This window comes from Bradyrhizobium sp. P5_C12 (assembly GCF_054049735.1).
In genome coordinates, this window is the sequence record NZ_JBFULU010000024.1 from 90586 (window position 1) to 111549 (window position 20964).

Sequence of the window (20964 nt, forward strand, 5' to 3'; positions counted from 1 at the left end):
AGCGGCGCAACAGCGGACCTACCCGGAGGTCCGAGTTGGGCCATTAGCGGACTATCGAGTACGCCACCGTTCGCACAACTGGCAATTCGCCGAAACGACTAAAGTGACGCTTCTTCGCTGTGGAAGTCGAGCCTAATTCCGTTGACCTTGCGCTTGCGCAACATCGCGGCCAATCGATCGGAAACGAACCAGCAGTCGGTATAGCGATGCTCGACCCAACATGCCCGCCCGTCAATAACGGAGACGTCTAGCGTACAATGCCACGGCCCGACACGCTTGCTGTAAGCCCAATTGTCGGTGTTGGCCTGTCCGACCACGTCGAAATGACTGCGCTGCGCGATGATCGAATCGATCCGCCCCACGACGTTGAAGATAAAGTGCTGCTGCTCGGCCCGAACGCTACCATCCTTGTCTTCGACTATAACCGGAAAGAACTGGTGCCGCCCGGGGTCAAGCTCTTCAACGGCGTCCTTTACGCGAGAGCTGACCAAGTCGCCTCCTCGACGCATCAGCATCCAGTCGCTCATGGTCTTGGCTTTGGCCAGCCTGACGCGCCGCGGCATCACCTCGGAGGGAATTGGCACCCCGCAATTCCAACATACTCGCTTCAGCGACCCCGGCTGAACGAAATTATTCTCGAAATAAGCTTCTAGAACGTTGGCGTCTTCGGCGGAATATCCGATCACCGACTTGCCATACATACCCCTTATGATCCACGCCATTTTCTGTTTTGCCTCGTGAGGTTGCGACGACCAATCTTTAGATGAAGCCAGACGAGAATGCCGTCCGGCGAGATGGTCAGTAGGTGCCATTTTGCGTCCCGGCCGACTGACGGCTTTGTACGCTCGCGGTCATTGCAGTGATCCCAGTCAACAAGACCGTTTACGATCCGTCCAAGGTGCCCATGCTACTACGTGCGCCATGACCATTCACAAACTTTACAGCGGCCTCGCCGCTTTGCTTTTGCGCGAGGGAATGCGCCTGACCGCGGTCTTTGTGGGCCTGGGCGCTCTGGGTTTGCTGGCGGCTTGCGGGGTGGGGACGACGTCACGTTTCGCTACAGGCTGTCCTTTTCGGTCGGCGTCAATGGAGCGGTCAGGTCTGGCTCCAGCATCATCGCAGTGCGCTACTGGACCGGGGGGGCCTCCTGGGGAACCGGTAAGACGACCTATTCCATCGTCAAGGGCGTTGCCCCCGTCATCGACCTTGGCCAATACGGCATGCTGGTCGCGTCGATGGCTTCCGATGGCACGGAATGGTTCAGGCGTAAGAAGCAGTACGGACTGGTTTGCGAAAAGTCGCTCACGGCGGACTCGCTGCCCGGAAAGTTCAGCCAAGAGCCGGCGGCGCTCGCCAATCTGCGCGACGGCAAGCGCGACTTAACCGACGATTCATACCCCGCCTTCATCTGGTTTCCGCACGGCCAGCCCTACGAGCGGGCGCAGCAGCTCTGCCCGGAAGAATTCTCTCGCGTGATCGGCGCGAACATCGAATTGCGACCCGTTACGATCGAGGTAGCACCCGACGCGCCGCTGCTGACTAGACTGACTATCAGTACCCCTTGGTTGGATGAGATCAGAGCCGATCACGCGAGGCTGGGTGGAGTCACCACTAGAGCTGGAATTTTCAAGCCGCGCCGCACGATCATGATCGAAACAGACGACCCCACAAACTGACACCGGCTTTGAGGCTGGAAGTCGCCTTTGGGTCACAAGCGGCGGTCGGGGACAGCGCCAGCCGTGTCCGGTCCACCTCAAACGGCCGACCTTGCAACCTCAGGTGTAGTCTTCGCTCCGGGCCGACGTTGTAGGCAATCAGGTTGAGGAGGAAACCGGCGGCGACGCGAGTTGGGCCTCGATGTTTGGTCTTTGCTCGCCTCGTGTTAGACTTCGCCTGCCCGACCAGGGAGAACAGCCATGACCGCCGAGTTCGATGAAGACCGCTTCAATATGGCTATCCGTAAATTTCTGAAGCATGTCGGAGTTACATCGCAGCGTGAAATTGAGAACCTGGTGCGTAGCGGGGCGGTGAAAGGTGGCAAGCTCAAACTGCGAATGACCCTGTCCGCTGAGGGGACGCCGCTGAAACATGTAGTCGAGGAAACAATCGCACTCTGACGATGTCCCGGCTGCCCCGGCATTGCCGCCCTCTTGGTGGAGCATTCAATCCTGTTGACTTCCAGCAACGACTGCTTTGGGTCACCAGCGGCAATGCTCTGACGAACGATAATGTCTCCGCTTGGCCGCCAGAAGCTGACGTCCGCGCCTTTGCGCCCTAACGCGCGTGCAGCAGCGCCAGCAACACGACGACCGCGCAGGCGAGCGCCGCCGAGGTCAGCTTCCAGAACATCAGCGGGCTGCGCTCCAAGAGCGGCGTGATCCGGGTGTCGAGATAGGCCGGATTGGGCGAGCGCAGCTCGAAGACGAATTCGGACAGATCTTCGTGCCGCTTGTAGGGATCTGGATGCAGCGCGCGCCGGAGCGCGCCGTCGACCCACGCCGGCACGTTGCGGTCGTCGTCGGCCGGGCGATATTGCAGCCTCCGCACGTCCGATTTTCGCCGGATCTTCGCGATCTGGGTGCCGTAGGGAAGCTTTCCCGTGAGCATCTGGTAGCAGATCACGGCCAGCGAAAACATGTCGGAGCGCGGCGAGCCGCCTTGCCCAAGAAAATACTCCGGCGCCGTGTATTGGACCGTTCCCAGGATTTCGTCGGTCTCACCTAGCGGCGCGGCCTCGGTGACGCCGGCCACCCTGACCGATCCGAAGTCGATGATCTTTGCGGTGCCGGTCTTGTCGATCATGATGTTGTCGGGCCGCAGATCCTGATGCAGCATCTCCATGCGATGGAAGGCGCGCAGGCCCGCGGCGATCTGCTCGACCAGTCCGCGCACGGTCTCGAGATCGGGGCGCGGATTGTCGGTCATCCACTGCCGCAGGGTCTGTCCCTCGATGAATTCGGTCGCGACATAGAGATAGCTGCGCCGCCGCGACTGTGACAGCGGTTTCAGCACATGCGGGCTGTCGATCCGGCGCGCGATCCATTCCTCCATCATGAAGCGCTTGAGATAGGCGGCGTTGTCGCGCAAATCGATCGACGGCAGCTTGAGCGCGACCGGTTCCTCGGTTTCCGTATCGACGGCAAGATAGATGTGGCTGCGGCTGCTGCCGTGGATCTCGCGGACGATCCTGTAGCCGTCGAACATCGCCCGCGGCTCCGGCAGTGGCGGAAGCGGCAGCTGTGACGTCTGACTGAAAATGCCGGCCGGCTCGCGCTGCGGCACCGCGTCGATGCGGAGAATCTGGACGGTGATGTTGTCGTCGCTGCCGCGCCGGTAGGCTTCCTCGACGATCGCCTTCGCGGCGCCGTCGAGTTCGGCTGCATGCTCGGCGATAGCGCTGGTGATGAAGCGCTGCTCGACGAATTCGTAGGCGCCGTCGGTTGCGAGCAGGAAGGTGTCGCCGGCCTCGATCTCGAACGCCTGGTAGTCGATCTCGAGCTGCGGATTGATGCCGAGCGCGCGGCCGAGATAGGTCTGCTCCGACGAGACGATGATCCGGTGATCGTCGGTCAGCTGCTCGAGCGCCTTGCCGGCGACGCGGTAGATGCGGCAGTCGCCGACATGGAAGATGTGCGCGGTGGTGGCCTTGATGACCATGGCGCTCAGGGTGCAGACGTAACCCTTATCGCGGTCATAGGCGTACTGGCTCTTGCGCGTCTGCGCGTGGAGCCAGGAATTGGTCGCATCCAGCACGCGGCGGGCGGACGTCTTCACCGTCCAGGATTCCGACGTGCAGTAATAGTCCATCAGGAAGCTCTTGACCGCCGACTCGCTGGCGATCTGGCTCACCGTGCTGCTCGAGATGCCGTCGGCCAGAACGGCCGCGATGCCCTTCAGGCTGAGCTGCGGCTCTTCCGGAATCAGGACGCCGTGAAAATCCTGGTTGACGGGCTTGCGACCCCTGTCGGAGTGCTGGCCGACCGAAATCTGAAGACCGCGGGTCATCGTCATCACCGGGCGAGGGGAGCCTCACCCTGATCGGGCGAGGCTCCCCTGTCGAGACGTATCAGGCCGCAACGCGGGGCTGCGTGGTCTTGCCGGCCTGGCGCTTCGGCAGGGTCATGACGTGCGTGGCGTAGAGCGTCATGCCGGTGAAGGCGAGGCCGCCGACGAGGTTGCCGAGCACGGTCGGGATCTCGTTCCAGATCAAATAATCCATGATCGAGAACTTTGCGTGCAACATCAGGCCCGACGGGAACAGGAACATGTTCACGACGGAGTGCTCGAACACCATGTAGAAGAACACCAGGATCGGCATCCACATCGCGATCACCTTGCCGGGGACCGAGGTCGAGATCATGGCGCCGACGACGCCGGTCGAGACCATCCAGTTGCAGAGCATGCCGCGCAGGAACAGCGTCGCCATGCCGGCCGCGCCGTGTGCGGCATAGCCGAGCGTTCGGCCCTCGCCGATGTTGCCGATGGCGGCGCCGACCTTGTCGGGGTCTTGGGTGAAGCCGAACGTCGTGACGAAGGCCATCATGAAGGCCACGGTGAAGGCGCCGGCGAAATTGCCGACGAAGACGAGGCCCCAGTTGCGCAGCACGCCGCCAAAGGTGACGCCCGGGCGCTTGTCGATCAGCGCGAGCGGCGAGAGCACGAACACGCCGGTCAGGAGGTCGAAGCCCAGCAGGTACAGCATGACGAAGCCGACCGGAAACAGCAGCGCGCCGACCAGCGGCTGGCCCGTGTTCACGTTGATGGTGACGGCGAACCAGGCCGCCAGCGCGAGGATGGCGCCGGCCATGTAGGCCCGGATGATGGTATCCCGGGTGGACATGAAGATCTTGGATTCGCCCGCATCCACCATCTTGGTGACGAATTCCGAAGGCGCGAGATACGACATCAATGGTCCCTTTGCTCGTATGAGAGATCGACGCGCCCTCCCATGAGAGCGCGGCTGCATGTGATTGGCCGTGCGGGCGGCCTGCCGCGCACGAGGGCCTGGAGAGGTTTGGAAGCCTTGGGAATCGCGTCACGACGACTGAGCCGAGGAGGGCCGCGAAGCAGGTGAGCTTCCGGGTTGCGGCCGCCAGAGGCTGCAACAATGCGGCAAAGCCGCAGTCTTCGTTGACGTCACTGGAAATGCAAGTTGCGTGCCGGGTGGCTGCGCCAGAAAAAACAAGCAATATCAATCGGATGATGCTCGTCTGGATCTGCCTTTTGTGCGCTCGATGGCCTTTTGCTTGAGCGAATGCACAAGCTTTGTGCGTCGCACAATTATTGAGCAAGGCGCAAATTTCGCGTGCGGAACATGCCTGCGACAGTCTGGCGCGCTATCCCTAACTCATTAATTTGAAACGCCTTTTGGCGGCGGCGGGCTTGGCATGAAGCTTGAATAGTTACAAGCGACGCCATTGAAGCCGTCCCGCGAGACTTCTCATCCGAATTTGCTGACGCCACCCGGGCGGGGGTTTCCCCGTCGCGCGTCCGCATGCGCCTTTTTCGGCGTCACGGACGGACGGGCTGCTCGTGCGCACTGACGCAATCATTCGCAACGACGCAAAGGACGACACAACCCATGACCAAGCGCATTCGCCGGCCCTCGGAGACTGGCCTCAGCCGCCGTCAATTGTTGAAGGTCACCGGCTCGACCGCCGCTCTTCTCGCCGCCGCCAAACTGAATTTCCCCGCCGGCGCGTTCGCGCAGGACGCAGGCCCCGAGGTCAAGGGCGCCAAGCTCGGCTTCATTGCGCTGAGCGATGCCGGCCCGCTGTTCGTCGCCAAGGACAAGGGCCTGTTCGCCAAATACGGCATGCCCGATGTCGACGTGCAGAAGCAGGCCTCCTGGGGCACCACGCGTGACAATCTGGTGCTCGGCTCGGAAGGCAACGGCATCGACGGCGCGCATATCCTCACCCCGATGCCGTATCTGATCTCGGCCGGCAAGGTGACGCAGAACAACCAGCCGACACCGATGTACATTTTGGCGCGGCTCAATCTCGACGCGCAGTGCATCTCGGTCGCCAAGGAATATGCTGACCTCAAGCTCGGCACCGACGCCACGCCGTTCAAAGCGGCGCTGGAGAAGAAGAAGGCCAGCGGCAAGGCCGTTAAGGCTGCGATGACCTTCCCCGGCGGCACGCATGACCTCTGGATCCGCTACTGGCTCGCCGCCGGCGGCATCGATCCCGACAAGGACATTGAGACCATCGTTGTGCCGCCGCCGCAGATGGTGGCCAACATGAAGGTCGGCACCATGGACTGCTTCTGCGTCGGCGAGCCCTGGAATCTCCAGCTTATCCACCAGGACATCGGCTATACCGCGGTCAACACCGGCGAGATCTGGAATAAGCATCCGGAGAAATCCTTCGGTATGCGCGCTGCCTTCGTCGACAAATATCCGAAGGCCACCAAGGCGATCCTGATGGCCGTGCTGGAGGCCCAGCAATGGGCCGACAAGGCCGAGAACAAGCAGGAGCTCGCCACCATCATGGCCAAGCGGCAGTGGATCAACTGCCCGGTCGAGGACGTCTACGACCGCACCGCTGGCAAGTTCGACTACGGCATCCCCGGCAAGGTGGTCGAGAATTCTCCGCACATCATGAAGTACTGGCGCGACTTCGCCTCCTATCCGTTCCAGAGCCACGACCTCTGGTTCCTCACCGAGGACATCCGCTGGGGCAAATACGAAGCCAGCTTTGACACCAAGGCGTTGATCGCCAAGGTCAACCGCGAGGACATGTGGCGCGATGCGGCCAAGACGCTCGGCGTTGCAGCCGCAGACATTCCGGCCTCCACCTCGCGCGGCAAGGAGACCTTCTTCGACGGCAAGGTGTTCGATCCCGAAAATCCGGCCGCCTATCTGAAGTCGCTCGCGATCAAGCGCGTCGAAGTCTGATGGAGCCAGCGGCCGCCCGTGGGCGGCCGCATCTTCCTTGAGCCGGAGAAATATTGCGATGAACATGCCTGCCACGAAGATGGACATTGAGACCGCGAAGCCCGCGGGTGCCGCCGCGCCAGTCGTCGCGATGACGCCGAAGCGGCCGCCGCGTTCCGAGACCTATGCGCGGATGGCGAGGGAGACCGCCGTGCGCGTCATCCCGCCGCTGGTCGTGATCGCGCTGTTGACGCTGGTGTGGGAGCTCGTCTGCCGCCGCGCCGGCTCGGCGCTGCCGCCGCCGTCGCGGGTGTTCAAGGACACCAAGGAGCTGATCCTCGATCCGTTCTTCGACCATGGCGGCATCGACAAGGGCCTGTTCTGGCATCTGTCCGCCAGTCTCCAGCGCGTCGCGCTGGGCTACTCGCTCTCCGCGATCGCCGGCATCGCGCTCGGCGTGCTGGTCGGCCAGTCGGTCTGGGCGATGCGCGGGCTCGATCCGCTGTTCCAGGTGCTGCGCACCATCCCGCCGCTCGCCTGGCTGCCGCTGTCGCTCGCCGCCTTCCGCGACGGCCAGCCCTCGGCGATCTTCGTCATCTTCATCACCTCGATCTGGCCGATCATCATCAACACCGCAGTCGGCATCCGCAACATCCCGCAGGACTACCGCAACGTCGCGGCGGTGGTGCAGCTCAACCCGCTCGAGTTCTTCTCCAAGATCATGATCCCGGCGGCCGCGCCCTACATCTTCACAGGGCTTCGTATCGGCATCGGCCTGTCATGGCTCGCGATCGTCGCGGCCGAGATGTTGATCGGCGGCGTCGGCATCGGCTTCTTCATCTGGGACGCCTGGAACTCCTCGCATATCAGCGAGATCATCCTGGCGCTGTTCTATGTCGGCATCATCGGCTTCGTGCTCGATCGCCTGATCGCGGGCCTCGGCAAGATCGTCACCCGCGGCACCGCGATGAACTGAGGGGAAAGCACATGACCGCCTATCTGAAGCTCGACCACATCGACAAGGTCTTCACCCGCGGCGCCGCCACGACCGAGGTGCTGAAGGACATCAACCTGACGATCGAGAAGGGCGAATATGTCTCGATCATCGGCCATTCCGGCTGCGGCAAGTCGACCCTGCTCAACATCATCGCCGGGCTCACCGGTGCCTCTACCGGCGGCGTGCTGCTCGAGAACCGCGAGGTCAACTCGCCGGGGCCCGACCGCGCGGTGGTGTTCCAGAACCACAGCCTGCTGCCCTGGCTCACGGTCTACGAGAACGTCAGGCTCGGCGTCGACAAGGTCTTCGCGAAGACCAAGACGCGGGCCGAGCGCGACGCCTGGGTCATGCATAATCTCAACCTCGTGCAGATGGCCCACGCCAAGGACAAGCGGCCCTCGGAAGTCTCCGGCGGCATGAAGCAGCGCGTCGGCATTGCCCGCGCGCTCGCGATGGAGCCGAAAGTGCTGCTGCTAGATGAGCCCTTCGGTGCGCTCGACGCCCTGACCCGCGCGCATCTCCAGGACTCGGTGATGGCGCTGCATCAGAAGCTCGGCAACACCATTTTGATGATCACCCACGACGTCGACGAGGCCGTGCTGCTGTCCGACCGCATCGTGATGATGACGAATGGGCCGTCCGCACGCATCGGCGAGGTGCTGGAGGTGCCGCTGGCGCGCCCGCGCAAGCGGCTCGAGCTCGCGACCAACACCACCTATCTGAAGTGCCGGCAGCGTGTGCTCGAATTCCTCTACGAACGTCATCGCTTCGTCGAAGCCGCGTAAACCAAGGTTTAACGCGGAAGATATGCGCGCCTAAATAATCGACAGCTCGCTCAATCCTTGTGCGCCGCACAAGGATTGAGCGAATCGCAAAATTTGCATGCGAAATTGGCCTGCGAAAATTTCGGGCGATGCGAACAAGCCTCTGAATTCCCTGTATTTCCCGATCGCGCGCAACTGGCACGGAAATTGAAATAGCTTTTCCGACGCCAACGACGACGTCCCTCAACATCATCAATCAGCATCGTGAACTCGCCACCGGGGCTTGGCCCTGGAGCGCGCCTCCGTGGCCGGAGGCTGAGCCTGCAACGACGCAGCGGTGAGCCTGGAAGGGATAAGCAATGACTAAAAGTCCGACGTGGATTTCTGACTGGCGCCCCGAAGATGAGGCGTTCTGGAATGCGGGCGGCAAAGCGATCGCCCGGCGTAACCTGATCTGGTCGATCGTCGCCGAACATATCGGCTTCTCGGTGTGGCTGATCTGGAGCATCGTCACCACCAAGCTGCCGCAGGCGGGCTTCCATTACACCACCGACCAGCTGTTTCAGCTCGTCGCGGTGCCGGGGCTGATCGGCGCCTTCATGCGCTTCCCCTATACGTTCGCGGTCACGACCTTCGGCGGCCGCAACTGGACCATTTTCAGCGCGGCTGTCCTGTTCATCCCGACGCTGTCGCTCGCCTATTTCGTCAGCCAGCCCGACACCCCGTTCTGGCTGATGCTGCTGATTGCGTCGACCGCCGGCCTTGGCGGCGGCAACTTCGCCTCCAGCATGACCAACATCTCGTTCTTCTTCCCTGACCGGATGAAGGGATGGGCGCTCGGTTTGAACGCGGCCGGCGGCAATATCGGCGTCTCCAGCGTGCAGCTCCTGACCCCGATCCTGATGACGCTCGCCGTGATCAACCTGTTCCAGGCCACGCCCGTCGACGGCGTGTTCCTTCAGAACGCCGGCCTGATGTGGGTGCTGCCGATCGCGATCGCGGTGTTGGGCGCGGTGTTCTTCATGAACAACCTCACCACCGCCAAGTCGTCGATCAGGAACCAGCTCGCGGTGGTCAAGCGCAAGCACACCTGGATCATGGCCTACCTCTATATCGGCACGTTCGGCTCCTTCATCGGCTACTCCGCAGCGTTTCCGCTGCTGATCAAGACGCAGTTCCCCACGGTGACGATCTCGATCGCGTTCCTCGGTCCGCTGGTCGGCTCGCTGGCGCGGCCGTTCGGCGGCTGGCTCGCCGACAAGGTCGGCGGCTCCATCATCACGTTCTGGAATTTCATCGTGATGGCGGGCGCCACGGTCGGCGTGCTCTATTTCGTCGGGCACAAGGACTTCATCGGCTTCCTGTCGATGTTCCTGCTCCTGTTCGTCACCACGGGCATCGGCAACGGCTCGACCTACCGCATGATCCCCTCGATCTTCCGCGAGCAGAACCTATTCAAGGTGCGCGGCAAAGGCGATGCGGCGCGTGCGGCTGCCTTGAAGACGGCAAGCATCGAAAGCGGTGCTGCGGTTGGCTTCATCGGCGCGGTCGGCGCCGTCGGCGGCTATCTGATCCCGAGCGGTTTCGGCAAGTCGATCGCCCTGACCGGCGGGCCGCAGCTCGCGCTCGCGATCTATCTCGCCTTCTACGCCTCCTGCCTCGGGCTGACCTGGTGGTTCTACCTGCGTCGCAGCCCGCAGAGTGAAGGCGCGCCAAGCCTCGCCGAAGCGCGGGTGTGACACTTGGCACGAATGTCGCTTCTCCCCGTACGCGGGGAGAAGTCTCGCTGATGACGTTTGACCCATGAACTTTTTCCGCAACGGCGCGGACAAAGGCAAACCGAAACAGGCAGGAGAACACCATGACGCCCGAACAGATCACCCTCGTCCAGCAGAGCTTTTCCAAGGTCGCGCCGATTTCCGAGGCGGCCGCGGTGCTGTTCTACGACCGCCTGTTCGAAGTGGCGCCATCGGTACGTGCGATGTTTCCCGAGGACATGACCGAGCAGCGCAAGAAGCTGATGGGCATGCTCGCCGCCGTCGTCGGCGGCCTATCGAACCTGGAAGCGATCCTTCCCGCGGCCTCGGCGCTGGCCAAGCGTCACGTCGGCTATGGCGCGAAGGCCGAGCACTATCCCGTGGTCGGCGCGACCCTGCTGTGGACCCTGGAGAAGGGCCTCGGCGAAGCCTGGACGCCCGAACTGGCAAAAGCCTGGACCGACGCCTACGGCGTGCTGTCCGGCTTCATGATTTCCGAGGCCTACGGCGCACAGCCGCAGGCCGCTGAATAGGAGATGCCGTGTGAGTGAACCGCTGGTCATCGTCGGTAACGGTATGGCGGCCGCGCGTCTTGTCGATGAGCTCGCCAAGACCGCACTCGGCCGCTACGCGGTTGCCGTCATCGGCGATGAGCCGCGGCTCGCTTACAACCGCGTGCTGCTCTCCTCCGTGCTTGCGGGGGAGACCGGCTCGCACGAGATCGAGCTCAGGCCGGCCGACTGGTGGCGGCATCGCGGCGTCACGGTGCGCTATGGCTATCGCGTCACCGAGATCGACACCGGCCGCCGCGAGCTCAAGATCGCCGGCGAAGAGAGCATGGAATATTCCAAGCTCGTGCTCGCCACCGGATCGACGCCGCTGCGGCTGAACGTGCCCGGCGCCGATCTCGCCGGCGTGCACACCTTTCGTGACACCCGCGACGTCGACCTGCTGCTGACGCTCGCTGCGGCGAAGAAGCGCGTCGTCGTGGTCGGTGGCGGCCTGCTCGGGCTCGAGGCGGCCTACGGTCTCGCCAAGGCCGGCGCGCCGGTCACGCTGCTGCATCTGATGGACCGGCTGATGGAGCGCCAGCTCGATGGGCCCGCGGCCGACCTGCTCAAGACGCTGGTCGAGCGCAAGGGCATCCGCATCCTGCTCAATGCCAGCACGAAGTGCATCCATGGCGACGGCCATGTCGAGGCCGTCGAGCTTGCCGACGGCAGCCGCATCGAGGCCGACGCCGTGATCTTCGCCGCCGGCATCAGGCCCAATATCGCGCTGGCCAAGGACGCCGGCATCGCGGTCAACCGCGGCATCGTCGTCAACGACGAGATGCAGACGGCGTCTCCCGACATCTACGCGCTCGGCGAATGCGCCGAGCATCGCGGCACCTGCTATGGCCTGGTCGAGCCGGCCTACGAGCAGGCGCGCGTGCTGGCGCGGCATCTCGCCGGGCGGCCTGCGTCCTATCAGGGCAGCGTGGTCTCGACCAATCTGAAGGTCTCGGGCGTCAGCGTGTTCTCCGCCGGCGATTTCATGGGCGGGGAGGGCAGCGAGAGCCTCGTGCTGACCGACCGCCGGCGCGGCACCTACAAGAAGCTCGTCATCGCCGACGGCCGGCTCACCGGCGCGGTGCTGATCGGCGATACCGTCGATGCGCTGTGGTATCTCGAGCTGATCCGCAATCGCGAGAAGGTGACGGCGATCCGCACCGACATGATGTTCGGCCGCGCGCTCGCGCGTCCTGCCAAGGCAGCTTGATAAGGCGGCTCGATATGACGGCGATCGATCCCACCCTCCGCGCCACCAAGACCACCTGTCCCTATTGCGGCGTCGGCTGCGGCGTGCTGGCGACGCCCGACGGCAAGGGCGGTGCGGCGATCGCGGGCGATCCCGATCATCCCGCGAATTTCGGCCGGCTGTGCTCGAAGGGCTCCGCGCTCGGCGAGACCGTCGGGCTGGAAAGTCGTTTGCTTTACCCGATGATCCGCTGCAAGGGCGTGCTGGAACGCGTCGCCTGGAGCGATGCGCTCGACCACGTCGCCCACCGCATGCAGCACATCGTGGCGCGCGACGGCGCCGACGCGGTCGCGTTCTATCTGTCCGGCCAGCTTCTGACCGAGGATTATTACGTCGCCAACAAGCTGATGAAGGGTTTTGTCGGCACCGCCAACGTCGACACCAATTCGCGGCTCTGCATGTCGTCCTCGGTCGCCGGCCATCGCCGCGCCTTCGGCGCCGACACTGTGCCCGGCTGTTACGAAGATCTCGACCAGGCCGACCTCCTGGTCTTCGTCGGCTCGAATGCGGCGTGGTGTCACCCGGTCCTGTTCCAGCGCATGCTGAAGAACCGGCAGGAGCGCGGCGCGCGCATGATCGTGATCGATCCGCGCCGCACCGACACGGCCGGCGACGTCGATCTGTTCCTGGGCTTGAGGCCCGGCACCGATACTGCGTTGTTCTCGGGCCTCTTCGTTCATCTTGCGGACAACGGCGCGCTCGACAAGGACTACGTCGCGAACAACACGTCGGGCTTCGACGACGCGCTGGCGCGTGCGCGCAGCATCGCCGGCAGCGTGACCGCGACCGCGCTTGCCACCGGCCTCACCGAGCAGGATGTCGCGACCTTCTTCAAGATGTTCCGCGACACGGAGCGCGTCGTCACGCTCTATTCGCAGGGCGTCAACCAGTCGGCGCAGGGCACCGATAAGGTCAACGCGATCCTGAACTGCCATCTCGCCACGGGCCGCATCGGCAAGCCGGGTGCCTCGCCGTTCTCGCTCACGGGGCAGCCCAACGCGATGGGCGGCCGCGAGGTCGGCGGCCTTGCCAACCAGCTCGCCGCGCACATGAACTTCACGCCGCCCGACATCGATCGCGTGCGGCGATTCTGGAAGGCGCCGCGCATCGCCACCCATGAGGGGCTGAAAGCGGTGCAGCTGTTCGAGGCGATCAACCGCGGCGAGGTCAAGGCGCTGTGGGTGATGGGCACCAACCCGGCGGTGTCGCTGCCCGACGCCGACTTCGTGCGCGAGGCGCTGAAGAAGCTCGAGCTGTTCGTGGTCTCCGAGAACGTGCTCTCCAACGACACCGTCGAGGCTGGCCCGCATGTGCTGCTGCCTGCGCTCGCCTGGGGCGAGAAGTCGGGCACGGTGACCAATTCCGAGCGCCGCATCTCGCGGCAGCGTTCGTTCCTGCCGGCGCCGGGCGAGGCGCGGCCGGACTGGTGGATTTTGAGCGAGACCGCCAAGCGTCTCGGCTTCGGCGACAGCTTCAACTACAGATCCGCGGCCGACATTTTCCGCGAGCACGCCGCGCTCTCGGCCTTCGAGAACGATGGCAGCCGCGATTTCGACATCGGCGCGCTCACCTCGTTGTCTGACGAAGCCTTCGACGCGCTGAAGCCCGTGCAGTGGCCCGCGCGCGAAGGCGGAGTGCCCGTCGAGCGCTTCTTCGCGCAGGGCGGCTTCTTCACCAATGACGGCAAGGGCCGCTTCGTCGCGCCGGAGGTGCCGGCGCTGCGCGGCGAGACCGGCCCGTCGCGGCCGCTGCGGCTCAACACCGGACGTATCCGCGACCAGTGGCACACCATGACGCGCACGGGACTCAGCCAGCGGCTGGGCGCGCATCTGCCCGAGCCGTTCGTCGAGATCCATCCCGACGATGCCAACAAATACGGCATCGCCCACCACGGCCATGCCCGTATCACCACCGACTACGGCCAGTGCATCCTGAAGGTCGTCGTCAGCGACCGCCAGCAGCGCGGCACGCTGTTTGCGCCGATCCACTGGAGCGCGATGAACGCCTCGCACGGCCGCGTCGGCGCGCTGGTCGCGCCCTTCACCGATCCGTTCTCGGGCCAGCCGGAGTCGAAGGCCACGCCTGCTGCGATCGCGCCGTATGAATACGTCTTCCGCGGCTTCGCGCTGTCGCGCAGGCAGCTCGATCTGCCGCCGAACCTGTTGTGGACCCGCGCGACCGTCGCCGGCGGCTTCGGCTATCTCTTCGCCGACAATGCCGATCTCGCGCGCTGGCCGGCCTGGCTCGACGGCGTCGCCGGCGAGGATGTCGCCGACTACCGCGATTTCGGCGGCGGCGTCTACCGGGCCGCGTCTTTCGCCGGCGACCGCATCGAGACCTGCCTGTTCGTCGGCCCCGCGCATGATGCCGGCGACTGGGAGGTGGTGAAGAGCCTGTTCGCGGCCGATCGCGTCAGCGACGATCAGCGCCGCATGCTGCTGTCCGGCAAGTCCAGCGAAGGCGCCGCCTCGACCGGCCCGATCGTCTGCGCCTGCTTCGGCGTGGGCCGCGGCACGATCTGCGACACCATCGCGAGCGGCGCCCGCACGGCCGCCGAGATCGGCGCAAAGCTCAAGGCCGGCACCAATTGCGGCTCCTGCATCCCCGAGCTGAAGCGCCTGATCGCGACGACGGAAGCGGCGCCTGCGAAGCAGGCCAAGCTCGCGGGCGCGGCAGGGTAGAGTTCTCTCTCTCCATCGTCGTCCCGGCGAAGGCCGGGACCCATAACCCCAGGGAGTAGTTTGGCGAAGACTCGTCGCTCGGTACGCTTACCGCGCGCGATCGATAGACCTCGCGGTATGGGTCCCGGCCTTCGTCGGGACGACGGTGGAGGGTGTCGTACCATCTCTGCCATGCCCGCCACACCAATCGACGGCCCCTCCATTGTGCCCTATGCTGCCGCGCATTCCGCCAGCTCAAGAAACATAACAACCATGATGTACCTGGAAACGCCGCCGCGCCTGATCGAGACCAAAATCTTCTCCGCCATGCCCGACAAGTTCCGCCGCAAGGGCGTGCGGACGGATTGGGCCGACGCCAACCGGCCCGGCGTTGCGACCGATAGCTTCATCGAAGGCCCGTCGTTCGACAAGGACGGCAATCTCTACATCGTCGACATTCCCTTCGGCCGCATCTTCCGCATCGACACGAATGGCGAGTGGTCGCTGGTGATCGAGTATGAAGGCTGGCCGAACGGGCTGAAGATCGCGGCCGACGGCCGCATCCTGGTCGCCGACTACATGCACGGCATCATGGAGCTCGACGCCAAGGCTGGCCGCATCACGCCGGTGCTGACCGCGCGCAATTCGGAATCGTTCCGCGGCTGCAACGACCTGCATCTCGCCTCGAACGGCGACATCTATTTCACCGACCAGGGCCAGACCGGCCTGCATGATCCGAGCGGGCGCGTTTATCGTCTGACGCCGAACGGCCGGCTCGAATGCCTGATCGACACCGGCATCAGCCCGAACGGCCTGGTGCTCGATCCAACCGAGACCGTGCTGTTCGTCGCGATGACCCGCGACAATGCGGTGTGGCGGTTGCCGTTCATGAGGGACGGCAGCGTGTCGAAGGTCGGCCGCTTCTGCTCGCTGTTCGGTACCAGCGGTCCCGACGGCATGACGATGGACGCGCGTGGCCGCCTGTTCGTCGGCCATGCCTCGCTCGGCCACGTCTTCGTGTTCGCGCCGAACGGCGAATTGATCGCGCGGATCAAGTCCTGTGCGGGGCCGAATTGCACCAATGTCGCGATCGGTGGCGCGAGCAAGGATCGGCTCTATATTACGGAGTCGGCGACGGGGAGCGTGCTGGTCGCGGATATCGGCGAATTGTAGCTCTTCGCCTCTCCCCGCTTGCGGGGAGAGGCCGGCGCGCGTAGCGCGGCGGGTGAGGGGGAGTCTCCGCGAGCCCGTCTGTCAGCGAATTCGCGGAAGCATGCCCCTCACCCCAACCCTCTCCCCGTAACAACGGGGAGAGGGAGAATGGACAGCGGAGAAGAAAATGAAATCAAATCCCTTCGGCAAGACCGGCGCCAACGTCTCCGTTATCGGGCAGGGCACCTGGTATCTCGACCATGGCGATCGCAAGCGCGCCATCGCGGCGCTTCAGCGCGGGCTAGATCTCGGCATGACTCATGTCGACACCGCCGAGATGTACGGCGATGCCGAGCTCGTCATTGCGGATGCGATTGCGGGCCGGCGCGACGAGGTGTTCCTGGTCTCGAAAGTGCTGCCGAGCAATGCGTCGCGCCGCGGCACCATCGCGGCCTGCGAGCGCTCGCTGAAGCGGCTGAAGACCGATCGTCTCGACTGCTATCTGCTGCATTGGCGCGGCTCCTATCCGCTGGAGGACACGGTTGCCGCATTCGAGGAGCTGGTGAAGGCGGGGAAGATCAAATCCTGGGGCGTCTCCAATTTCGACGCCGACGACCTCGACGAGATTCTCGACGTTGCCGGCGAGGGCAAGATCGCCTGCAATCAGGTGCTCTATCATCTCAAGGAGCGCGCGATCGAGCATGCGGTGATCCCCTGGTGCGAGCGGCACGGCGTCGCCGTGGTCGCCTATTCGCCGTTCGGCCATGACGATTTTCCGGACGCGCGCAGCAAGGGCGGCGCCGTGCTGGCGCGCATCGCAGAGGCGCATCGCGCGACGCCGCGTCAGGTCGCGCTGGGCTTTCTCACCCGTGCAACTACGGTGTTCGCGATTCCGAAGGCGTCGTCCGCGGAACACGCCGGCGAGAACGCCGCGGCCGGCGATCTCGTGCTGACGAAAGACGAGATTGCGGCGCTGGATGCGGCGTTTCCACGCGGTCCCAGGCCGCGCGGCCTRCCCATGCTGTAGTGCAGCAACGCCCAATGTTAACGGAGCATTGATGCGCGCGGAGCTCAGCGCATATCGGCATCCTGTTTTCGGAAGTTGTGAACGCGGCGCATTTGTCGTTTTTTACGACCGATCCCGATTCGCTATTTTCCAGAGTTCCAGCCGTGACACCGCCGCCCGCCGTAGCCGCAAGGCTCGACAGTATCTCCATGCCCATGCCGGAGAAGAAGCAGGAGACGCGCCGCGCGCCTGCGCGTGTCGATCATCCCTTCAAGGGCATCGCGCTCGTGCTGTTGTCGACGGTGTTTCTCGGTTGCTCCGACATCACCGCGAAATATCTGTCGACGAGCCTGCCGTCGATCGAGATCACCTGGATCCGCTTCCTCGTCTTCTCGCTGTTGTTCACGCCGGTGATGCTGCCGGCCTCGCCGCTCTATGCGATGCGCACCGAGCGGCTCGGCACGCAGGTGATGCGGGGCGCAGCTCTGCTCGGCTCCTCGTTGTTCTTCATCACAGGCCTCGGTTTCCTGCCGATCGCCGAGGCTTCTGCCACCGGCTTCGTCGCGCCGCTATTTGTGACCGCGGCCTCGATCCTCTTCCTCGGCGAGAAGGTCGGCATCCGCCGCTGGTTCGCCACCGCACTCGGTCTGATTGGTGTCCTGATCATCCTGCGCCCGGGCACCAGCGCATTTCATCCAGCCGCGTTCTTCCCGGTGATCTCGGCGGCCTGCTGGGCCGGCACGCTGATCCTGACCCGCATGATGAGCGGCCGCGAAGCCGTCGTCACCACCATGGCCTATTCCTCGCTGACCGGACTTGCGATCCTGACGGTGATGGTGCCGTTCGTCTGGGTCACGCCGTCCTGGAGCGCGATCGCGCTCGGCATCTTCATCGGCGTCGCCTCCACCGCGGGCCAGTGGATCGTCGTGCTTGCCTATCGCTATGGCGATGCCTCGGTGCTGGCGCCGTTCTCCTATACGCAATTGCTATGGGTCAGCATTCTGGGCTTCTTCGTCTTCGGCGAGCTGCCCGACGTCTGGACCATCATCGGCGCGGCCTTCATCGTCGCCAGCGGTCTCTACATCGCCCATCGCGAGCGCGTGCGCCGCGCCCAGCTCCTGGTGCTCGAAGAGCGTTCGCCGAACGCCTGACGCAATATCGCGCACGCCGCTTCGTGCTATCATCGGTTCCAACAACAAGGGAGGAGCCGGATGCGCGCCGCGATTTTCAGGAACGGTGAGATTGTCGTCGACCGGATGGAGCAGCCGAAGCCGGGCCCCGGTCAGGTGCTGGTCAAGACGCTCGCCTGCGGCATCTGCGGTTCCGATCTGCACGCACGCCAGCACGCCCATCGCATGGTGGAGATGGCGAGGAAGGTCGGGCGCAAGCCGATGGATCTGTCGCGCGATGTCGTGTTCGGCCATGAATTCTGCTGCGAGATCGTCGACTACGGCCCGGGCACCGAACGCAAGCTGAAGCGTGGCACGCGCGTCTGCTCGCTGCCGGCGCTCGTCACGCCGCAGGGCATCGAGGGTATCGGCTATTCCAACGACAATCTCGGCGGCTACGCCGAAGCGATGCTGCTGAGCGAGCCGCTGCTGCTGGAAGTGCCCAATGGCCTTGCGCCGGAACATGCCGCGCTCACCGAGCCGCTTGCCGTCGGCGTTCACGCCGTGGCCAAGGCCAACATTCGCGGCGGCGAGGTGCCGCTCGTCATCGGCTGCGGGCCGGTCGGGCTCGCGGTGATCGCGGCGCTGAAGATCAGGGGCCTGCATCCGATCGTCGCCGCAGACTATTCGCCGGCGCGGCGCGCGCTCGCAGCGCAGCTGGGCGCTGACGTCGTCGTCGATCCAAAGGTGTCGCAGCCCTACGCGAACTGGGCCGAGCACGCCCAGATGTCGGAGGCGGAGAGGGCGGCGCGGCCGCCGTTGCAGGCGATGTGGCCTGCCCTGAGGCCCGCGCTGATCTTCGAATGCGTCGGCGTGCCGGGCCTGTTGCAGCAGGTGTTCGAGGGCGCGCCGCGCGATGCCCGCGTCGTCGTGGTCGGCGTCTGCATGGAGACCGACAGGACCGAGCCGATGCTCGGCATCATGAAGGAGCTCAACGTTCAATATGTGCTCGGCTACACGCCCGAGGAGTTCGCGTATTCGCTGCGCCTGATCGCGGAAGGGCAGGTGGATGCAGCGGCGATGGTGACGGCGGAAGTGGGCCTCGACGGCGTCGCAAAGGCCTTTGCCGACCTCGCCAATCCCGAGGTGCACACCAAGATCATCGTGCAGCCATGGCGGTGATTTCTTCGTAGGGTGGGTTAGCCCGCGGCTGCGCGAAGCGCAGTCCGCCGGCTAACCCACCCTACGAGACCTTCGTCAATACTTCGACGGCACGTACATGTCCGGCGGAATCGGCCCGCGGTGATAGTCGGGGTTGCGGACGCGCGGCGGCAGCACCACGGGCACTCGGGCGACCTCCTGATACGGCATCTGGCTGAGCAGATGCGCGATGCAGTTGAGGCGCGCGCGCTTCTTGTCCACGGCATCGACGATCCACCACGGCGAGTCCGGAAGGTGCGTGTGCTCCAGCATCGTCTCCTTGGCCTTGGTGTACGCCTCCCAGCGGCTGCGGGCCTCGACGTCCATCGGGCTCAGCTTCCACTGCTTCAGCGGATCCCTGATGCGCATGCTGAAGCGGAACTGCTGCTCGTCGTCGGTGATCGAGAACCAGTATTTGACGAGAGTGATGCCGGAACGGATCAGCATCCGCTCGAATTCCGGCACGGTCTTGAAGAACTCCTGGTACTGCTCGTCGGTGCAGAAGCCCATGACGCGCTCGACGCCGGCGCGGTTGTACCAGCTGCGGTCGAACAGCACGATCTCGCCGCCGGCCGGCAGGTGGGACACGTAGCGCTGGAAATACCACTGCGTGCGCTCGCGCTCGCTCGGGGCGGGGAGGGCTGCGACCCGGCAGATGCGGGGATTGAGGCGCTGGGTGATGCGCTTGATGACGCCGCCCTTGCCGGCGGAATCGCGGCCCTCGAACAGCACGACGACCTTCTTCTTTTCGCTCTGGACCCAGTCCTGGAGCTTCACCAGCTCGCCCTGGAGCCGCAGCAGTTCCCTGAAATAGAGCCTGCGATCCACCGTCGGGCGGAGCGCGTCGGTCTCGTCCAGCAGTTCGTCGAGCCTGCTGTCGTCGAGCTCCATCTCCAGCTCCTCGTCGAGATCGTCGGTCATTTCCCGGATGATGCGCTCGCGTTTGGCCATTTCAGGGGTGCGGTCGGATGCGGTCATGGGTCCTTCTTTCGGCAGGGGGCCTGTCGCCCGTGACCATCGGCGGGGTTTATTGCGCCCATGTGACACCGGCCCCGAAATGGCCTGGTGGGGCAGTCACACCGGCAGCGCAATCGAATACTTCACCTGGCTGAGCGCGAAGCTCGATTCGATCGAGGCGATGCCGTCGAGCCGGGTCAGCTTGGTCTTCAGGAAGCTCTCGTAGGAGGCGAGGTCGGCTGCCACCACGCGCAGGAGGTAGTCGCGATTGCCGGTCATCAGATAGCATTCCAGCACCTCGTCCCATTTCGAGATCGCGCGCGCGAAGCGGTTGAGGTCCTCCTCCTTCTGCCGTGCCAGCTTGATCGAGATGAACACGCTGACATGCAGGCCTAGCGCCTTCTGGTCGACGGTGGCGATGTAGCGCGAGATGACGCCGCGCTCTTCGAGCAGCTTGACCCGGCGGTGGCAGGGCGAGACCGAGAGGCCGACCTTGTCGGCAAGCTCCTGCATGGTCAGACGGCTGTCGGTCTGGAGGTAGCTGAGGATTTTTCGATCGATGGCGTCGAGCGCGGGCATTGGGATGAAACCTATATTTCGGGGGTATGCATTGGTAAAATATCCCAATATCGGCGGGTATGGCGCGAAAAATTGAGAAGTTTGGTGCCGTCCGCAGGGGTAT

At 64.2% G+C, this 20964-nt stretch carries 18 protein-coding genes; 13 read left to right on the forward strand and 5 right to left on the reverse strand.

Annotated features, from left to right (window positions below; genetic code table 11):
- Positions 1 to 98: 98 nt before the first annotated feature.
- Complete coding sequence (locus ACXJMY_RS21870; RefSeq protein ID WP_456621415.1) at positions 99 to 812, reverse strand: imm11 family protein; 714 nt, start codon at positions 810 to 812, stop codon at positions 99 to 101.
- A gap of 309 nt (positions 813 to 1121) precedes the next feature.
- Between ACXJMY_RS21870 and ACXJMY_RS21875 the strand changes: the two genes are divergently transcribed.
- Entirely contained in the window at positions 1122 to 1676 is a 555-nt protein-coding gene (locus ACXJMY_RS21875) for a hypothetical protein (protein WP_456621416.1), read from the forward strand.
- 240 nt (positions 1677 to 1916) lie between these two features.
- Positions 1917 to 2117 (forward strand): DUF6494 family protein, encoded by a 201-nt coding sequence (locus ACXJMY_RS21880; RefSeq protein ID WP_130220955.1) that lies wholly within the window; start codon positions 1917 to 1919, stop codon positions 2115 to 2117.
- A 157-nt stretch (positions 2118 to 2274) separates the two neighbouring features.
- Here the strand turns inward: ACXJMY_RS21880 and ACXJMY_RS21885 are convergent, their stop codons facing one another.
- A complete protein-coding gene (locus tag ACXJMY_RS21885; RefSeq protein ID WP_456621417.1) occupies positions 2275 to 4011 on the reverse strand; it encodes a protein kinase domain-containing protein in 1737 nt (578 codons plus the stop codon).
- 55 nt (positions 4012 to 4066) lie between these two features.
- Positions 4067 to 4906, reverse strand: a complete 840-nt coding sequence (locus ACXJMY_RS21890; RefSeq protein WP_456621418.1) for a formate/nitrite transporter family protein — start codon at positions 4904 to 4906, stop codon at positions 4067 to 4069.
- 675 nt (positions 4907 to 5581) lie between these two features.
- Between ACXJMY_RS21890 and ACXJMY_RS21895 the strand changes: the two genes are divergently transcribed.
- From ACXJMY_RS21895 to ACXJMY_RS21945, 11 genes are all read left to right on the forward strand, one after another.
- A complete protein-coding gene (locus ACXJMY_RS21895; protein ID WP_456621419.1) occupies positions 5582 to 6901 on the forward strand; it encodes a CmpA/NrtA family ABC transporter substrate-binding protein in 1320 nt (439 codons plus the stop codon).
- 58 nt (positions 6902 to 6959) lie between these two features.
- Positions 6960 to 7856 carry a nitrate ABC transporter permease gene (ntrB, locus tag ACXJMY_RS21900; RefSeq protein ID WP_456621420.1) on the forward strand — a complete coding sequence of 299 codons (897 nt, stop codon included), beginning with the start codon at positions 6960 to 6962 and terminating at the stop codon, positions 7854 to 7856.
- A gap of 11 nt (positions 7857 to 7867) precedes the next feature.
- Complete coding sequence (locus ACXJMY_RS21905) at positions 7868 to 8662, forward strand: ABC transporter ATP-binding protein (RefSeq protein ID WP_456621421.1); 795 nt, start codon at positions 7868 to 7870, stop codon at positions 8660 to 8662.
- A gap of 338 nt (positions 8663 to 9000) precedes the next feature.
- Complete coding sequence (locus ACXJMY_RS21910; protein ID WP_456621422.1) at positions 9001 to 10380, forward strand: MFS transporter; 1380 nt, start codon at positions 9001 to 9003, stop codon at positions 10378 to 10380.
- Positions 10381 to 10502: 122 nt separating this feature from the next.
- Positions 10503 to 10931 (forward strand): globin family protein, encoded by a 429-nt coding sequence (locus ACXJMY_RS21915; RefSeq protein ID WP_456621423.1) that lies wholly within the window; start codon positions 10503 to 10505, stop codon positions 10929 to 10931.
- A 10-nt stretch (positions 10932 to 10941) separates the two neighbouring features.
- On the forward strand, positions 10942 to 12159 hold the full coding sequence (locus ACXJMY_RS21920) for an NAD(P)/FAD-dependent oxidoreductase (RefSeq protein ID WP_456621424.1): 1218 nt from the start codon (positions 10942 to 10944) through the stop codon (positions 12157 to 12159).
- Between the two features lie 14 nt (positions 12160 to 12173).
- Positions 12174 to 14879: a molybdopterin-dependent oxidoreductase gene (locus tag ACXJMY_RS21925; protein ID WP_456621425.1), complete on the forward strand. Its 2706-nt coding sequence runs from the start codon at positions 12174 to 12176 to the stop codon at positions 14877 to 14879.
- 255 nt (positions 14880 to 15134) lie between these two features.
- The gene (locus ACXJMY_RS21930) at positions 15135 to 16031 is read left to right on the forward strand and encodes an SMP-30/gluconolactonase/LRE family protein (protein ID WP_456621441.1); all 897 of its coding nucleotides are present in this window, start codon (positions 15135 to 15137) and stop codon (positions 16029 to 16031) included.
- A 166-nt stretch (positions 16032 to 16197) separates the two neighbouring features.
- Positions 16198 to 17037 (forward strand): aldo/keto reductase, encoded by an 840-nt coding sequence (locus tag ACXJMY_RS21935; RefSeq protein ID WP_456621426.1) that lies wholly within the window; start codon positions 16198 to 16200, stop codon positions 17035 to 17037.
- A gap of 188 nt (positions 17038 to 17225) precedes the next feature.
- A complete protein-coding gene (locus ACXJMY_RS21940; RefSeq protein WP_456621427.1) occupies positions 17226 to 18167 on the forward strand; it encodes a DMT family transporter in 942 nt (313 codons plus the stop codon).
- A 60-nt stretch (positions 18168 to 18227) separates the two neighbouring features.
- Positions 18228 to 19307, forward strand: coding sequence for a zinc-binding dehydrogenase (locus ACXJMY_RS21945; RefSeq protein WP_456621428.1), 1080 nt, complete (start codon positions 18228 to 18230; stop codon positions 19305 to 19307).
- Between the two features lie 75 nt (positions 19308 to 19382).
- On the opposite strand, the gene ppk2 is transcribed toward ACXJMY_RS21945, so the two are convergent.
- The gene (gene ppk2 / locus ACXJMY_RS21950) at positions 19383 to 20303 is read right to left on the reverse strand and encodes a polyphosphate kinase 2 (protein ID WP_456621429.1); all 921 of its coding nucleotides are present in this window, start codon (positions 20301 to 20303) and stop codon (positions 19383 to 19385) included.
- Positions 20304 to 20399: 96 nt separating this feature from the next.
- Positions 20400 to 20861, reverse strand: a complete 462-nt coding sequence (locus ACXJMY_RS21955; protein ID WP_456621430.1) for an Lrp/AsnC family transcriptional regulator — start codon at positions 20859 to 20861, stop codon at positions 20400 to 20402.
- Positions 20862 to 20964 lie beyond the last annotated feature (103 nt).

Coding starts and splice junctions, on each gene's coding strand:
- ACXJMY_RS21870 (WP_456621415.1), bottom strand. CDS start 812: ATGGCACCTACTGACCATCTCGCCGGACGGCATTCTCGTCTGGCTTCA.
- ACXJMY_RS21880 (WP_130220955.1), top strand. CDS start 1,917: ATGACCGCCGAGTTCGATGAAGACCGCTTCAATATGGCTATCCGTAAA.
- ACXJMY_RS21885 (WP_456621417.1), bottom strand. CDS start 4,011: ATGACGATGACCCGCGGTCTTCAGATTTCGGTCGGCCAGCACTCCGAC.
- ACXJMY_RS21890 (WP_456621418.1), bottom strand. CDS start 4,906: ATGTCGTATCTCGCGCCTTCGGAATTCGTCACCAAGATGGTGGATGCG.
- ACXJMY_RS21895 (WP_456621419.1), top strand. CDS start 5,582: ATGACCAAGCGCATTCGCCGGCCCTCGGAGACTGGCCTCAGCCGCCGT.
- ntrB (WP_456621420.1), top strand. CDS start 6,960: ATGAACATGCCTGCCACGAAGATGGACATTGAGACCGCGAAGCCCGCG.
- ACXJMY_RS21905 (WP_456621421.1), top strand. CDS start 7,868: ATGACCGCCTATCTGAAGCTCGACCACATCGACAAGGTCTTCACCCGC.
- ACXJMY_RS21910 (WP_456621422.1), top strand. CDS start 9,001: ATGACTAAAAGTCCGACGTGGATTTCTGACTGGCGCCCCGAAGATGAG.
- ACXJMY_RS21915 (WP_456621423.1), top strand. CDS start 10,503: ATGACGCCCGAACAGATCACCCTCGTCCAGCAGAGCTTTTCCAAGGTC.
- ACXJMY_RS21925 (WP_456621425.1), top strand. CDS start 12,174: ATGACGGCGATCGATCCCACCCTCCGCGCCACCAAGACCACCTGTCCC.
- ACXJMY_RS21930 (WP_456621441.1), top strand. CDS start 15,135: ATGTACCTGGAAACGCCGCCGCGCCTGATCGAGACCAAAATCTTCTCC.
- ACXJMY_RS21940 (WP_456621427.1), top strand. CDS start 17,226: ATGCCCATGCCGGAGAAGAAGCAGGAGACGCGCCGCGCGCCTGCGCGT.
- ACXJMY_RS21945 (WP_456621428.1), top strand. CDS start 18,228: ATGCGCGCCGCGATTTTCAGGAACGGTGAGATTGTCGTCGACCGGATG.
- ppk2 (WP_456621429.1), bottom strand. CDS start 20,303: ATGACCGCATCCGACCGCACCCCTGAAATGGCCAAACGCGAGCGCATC.
- ACXJMY_RS21955 (WP_456621430.1), bottom strand. CDS start 20,861: ATGCCCGCGCTCGACGCCATCGATCGAAAAATCCTCAGCTACCTCCAG.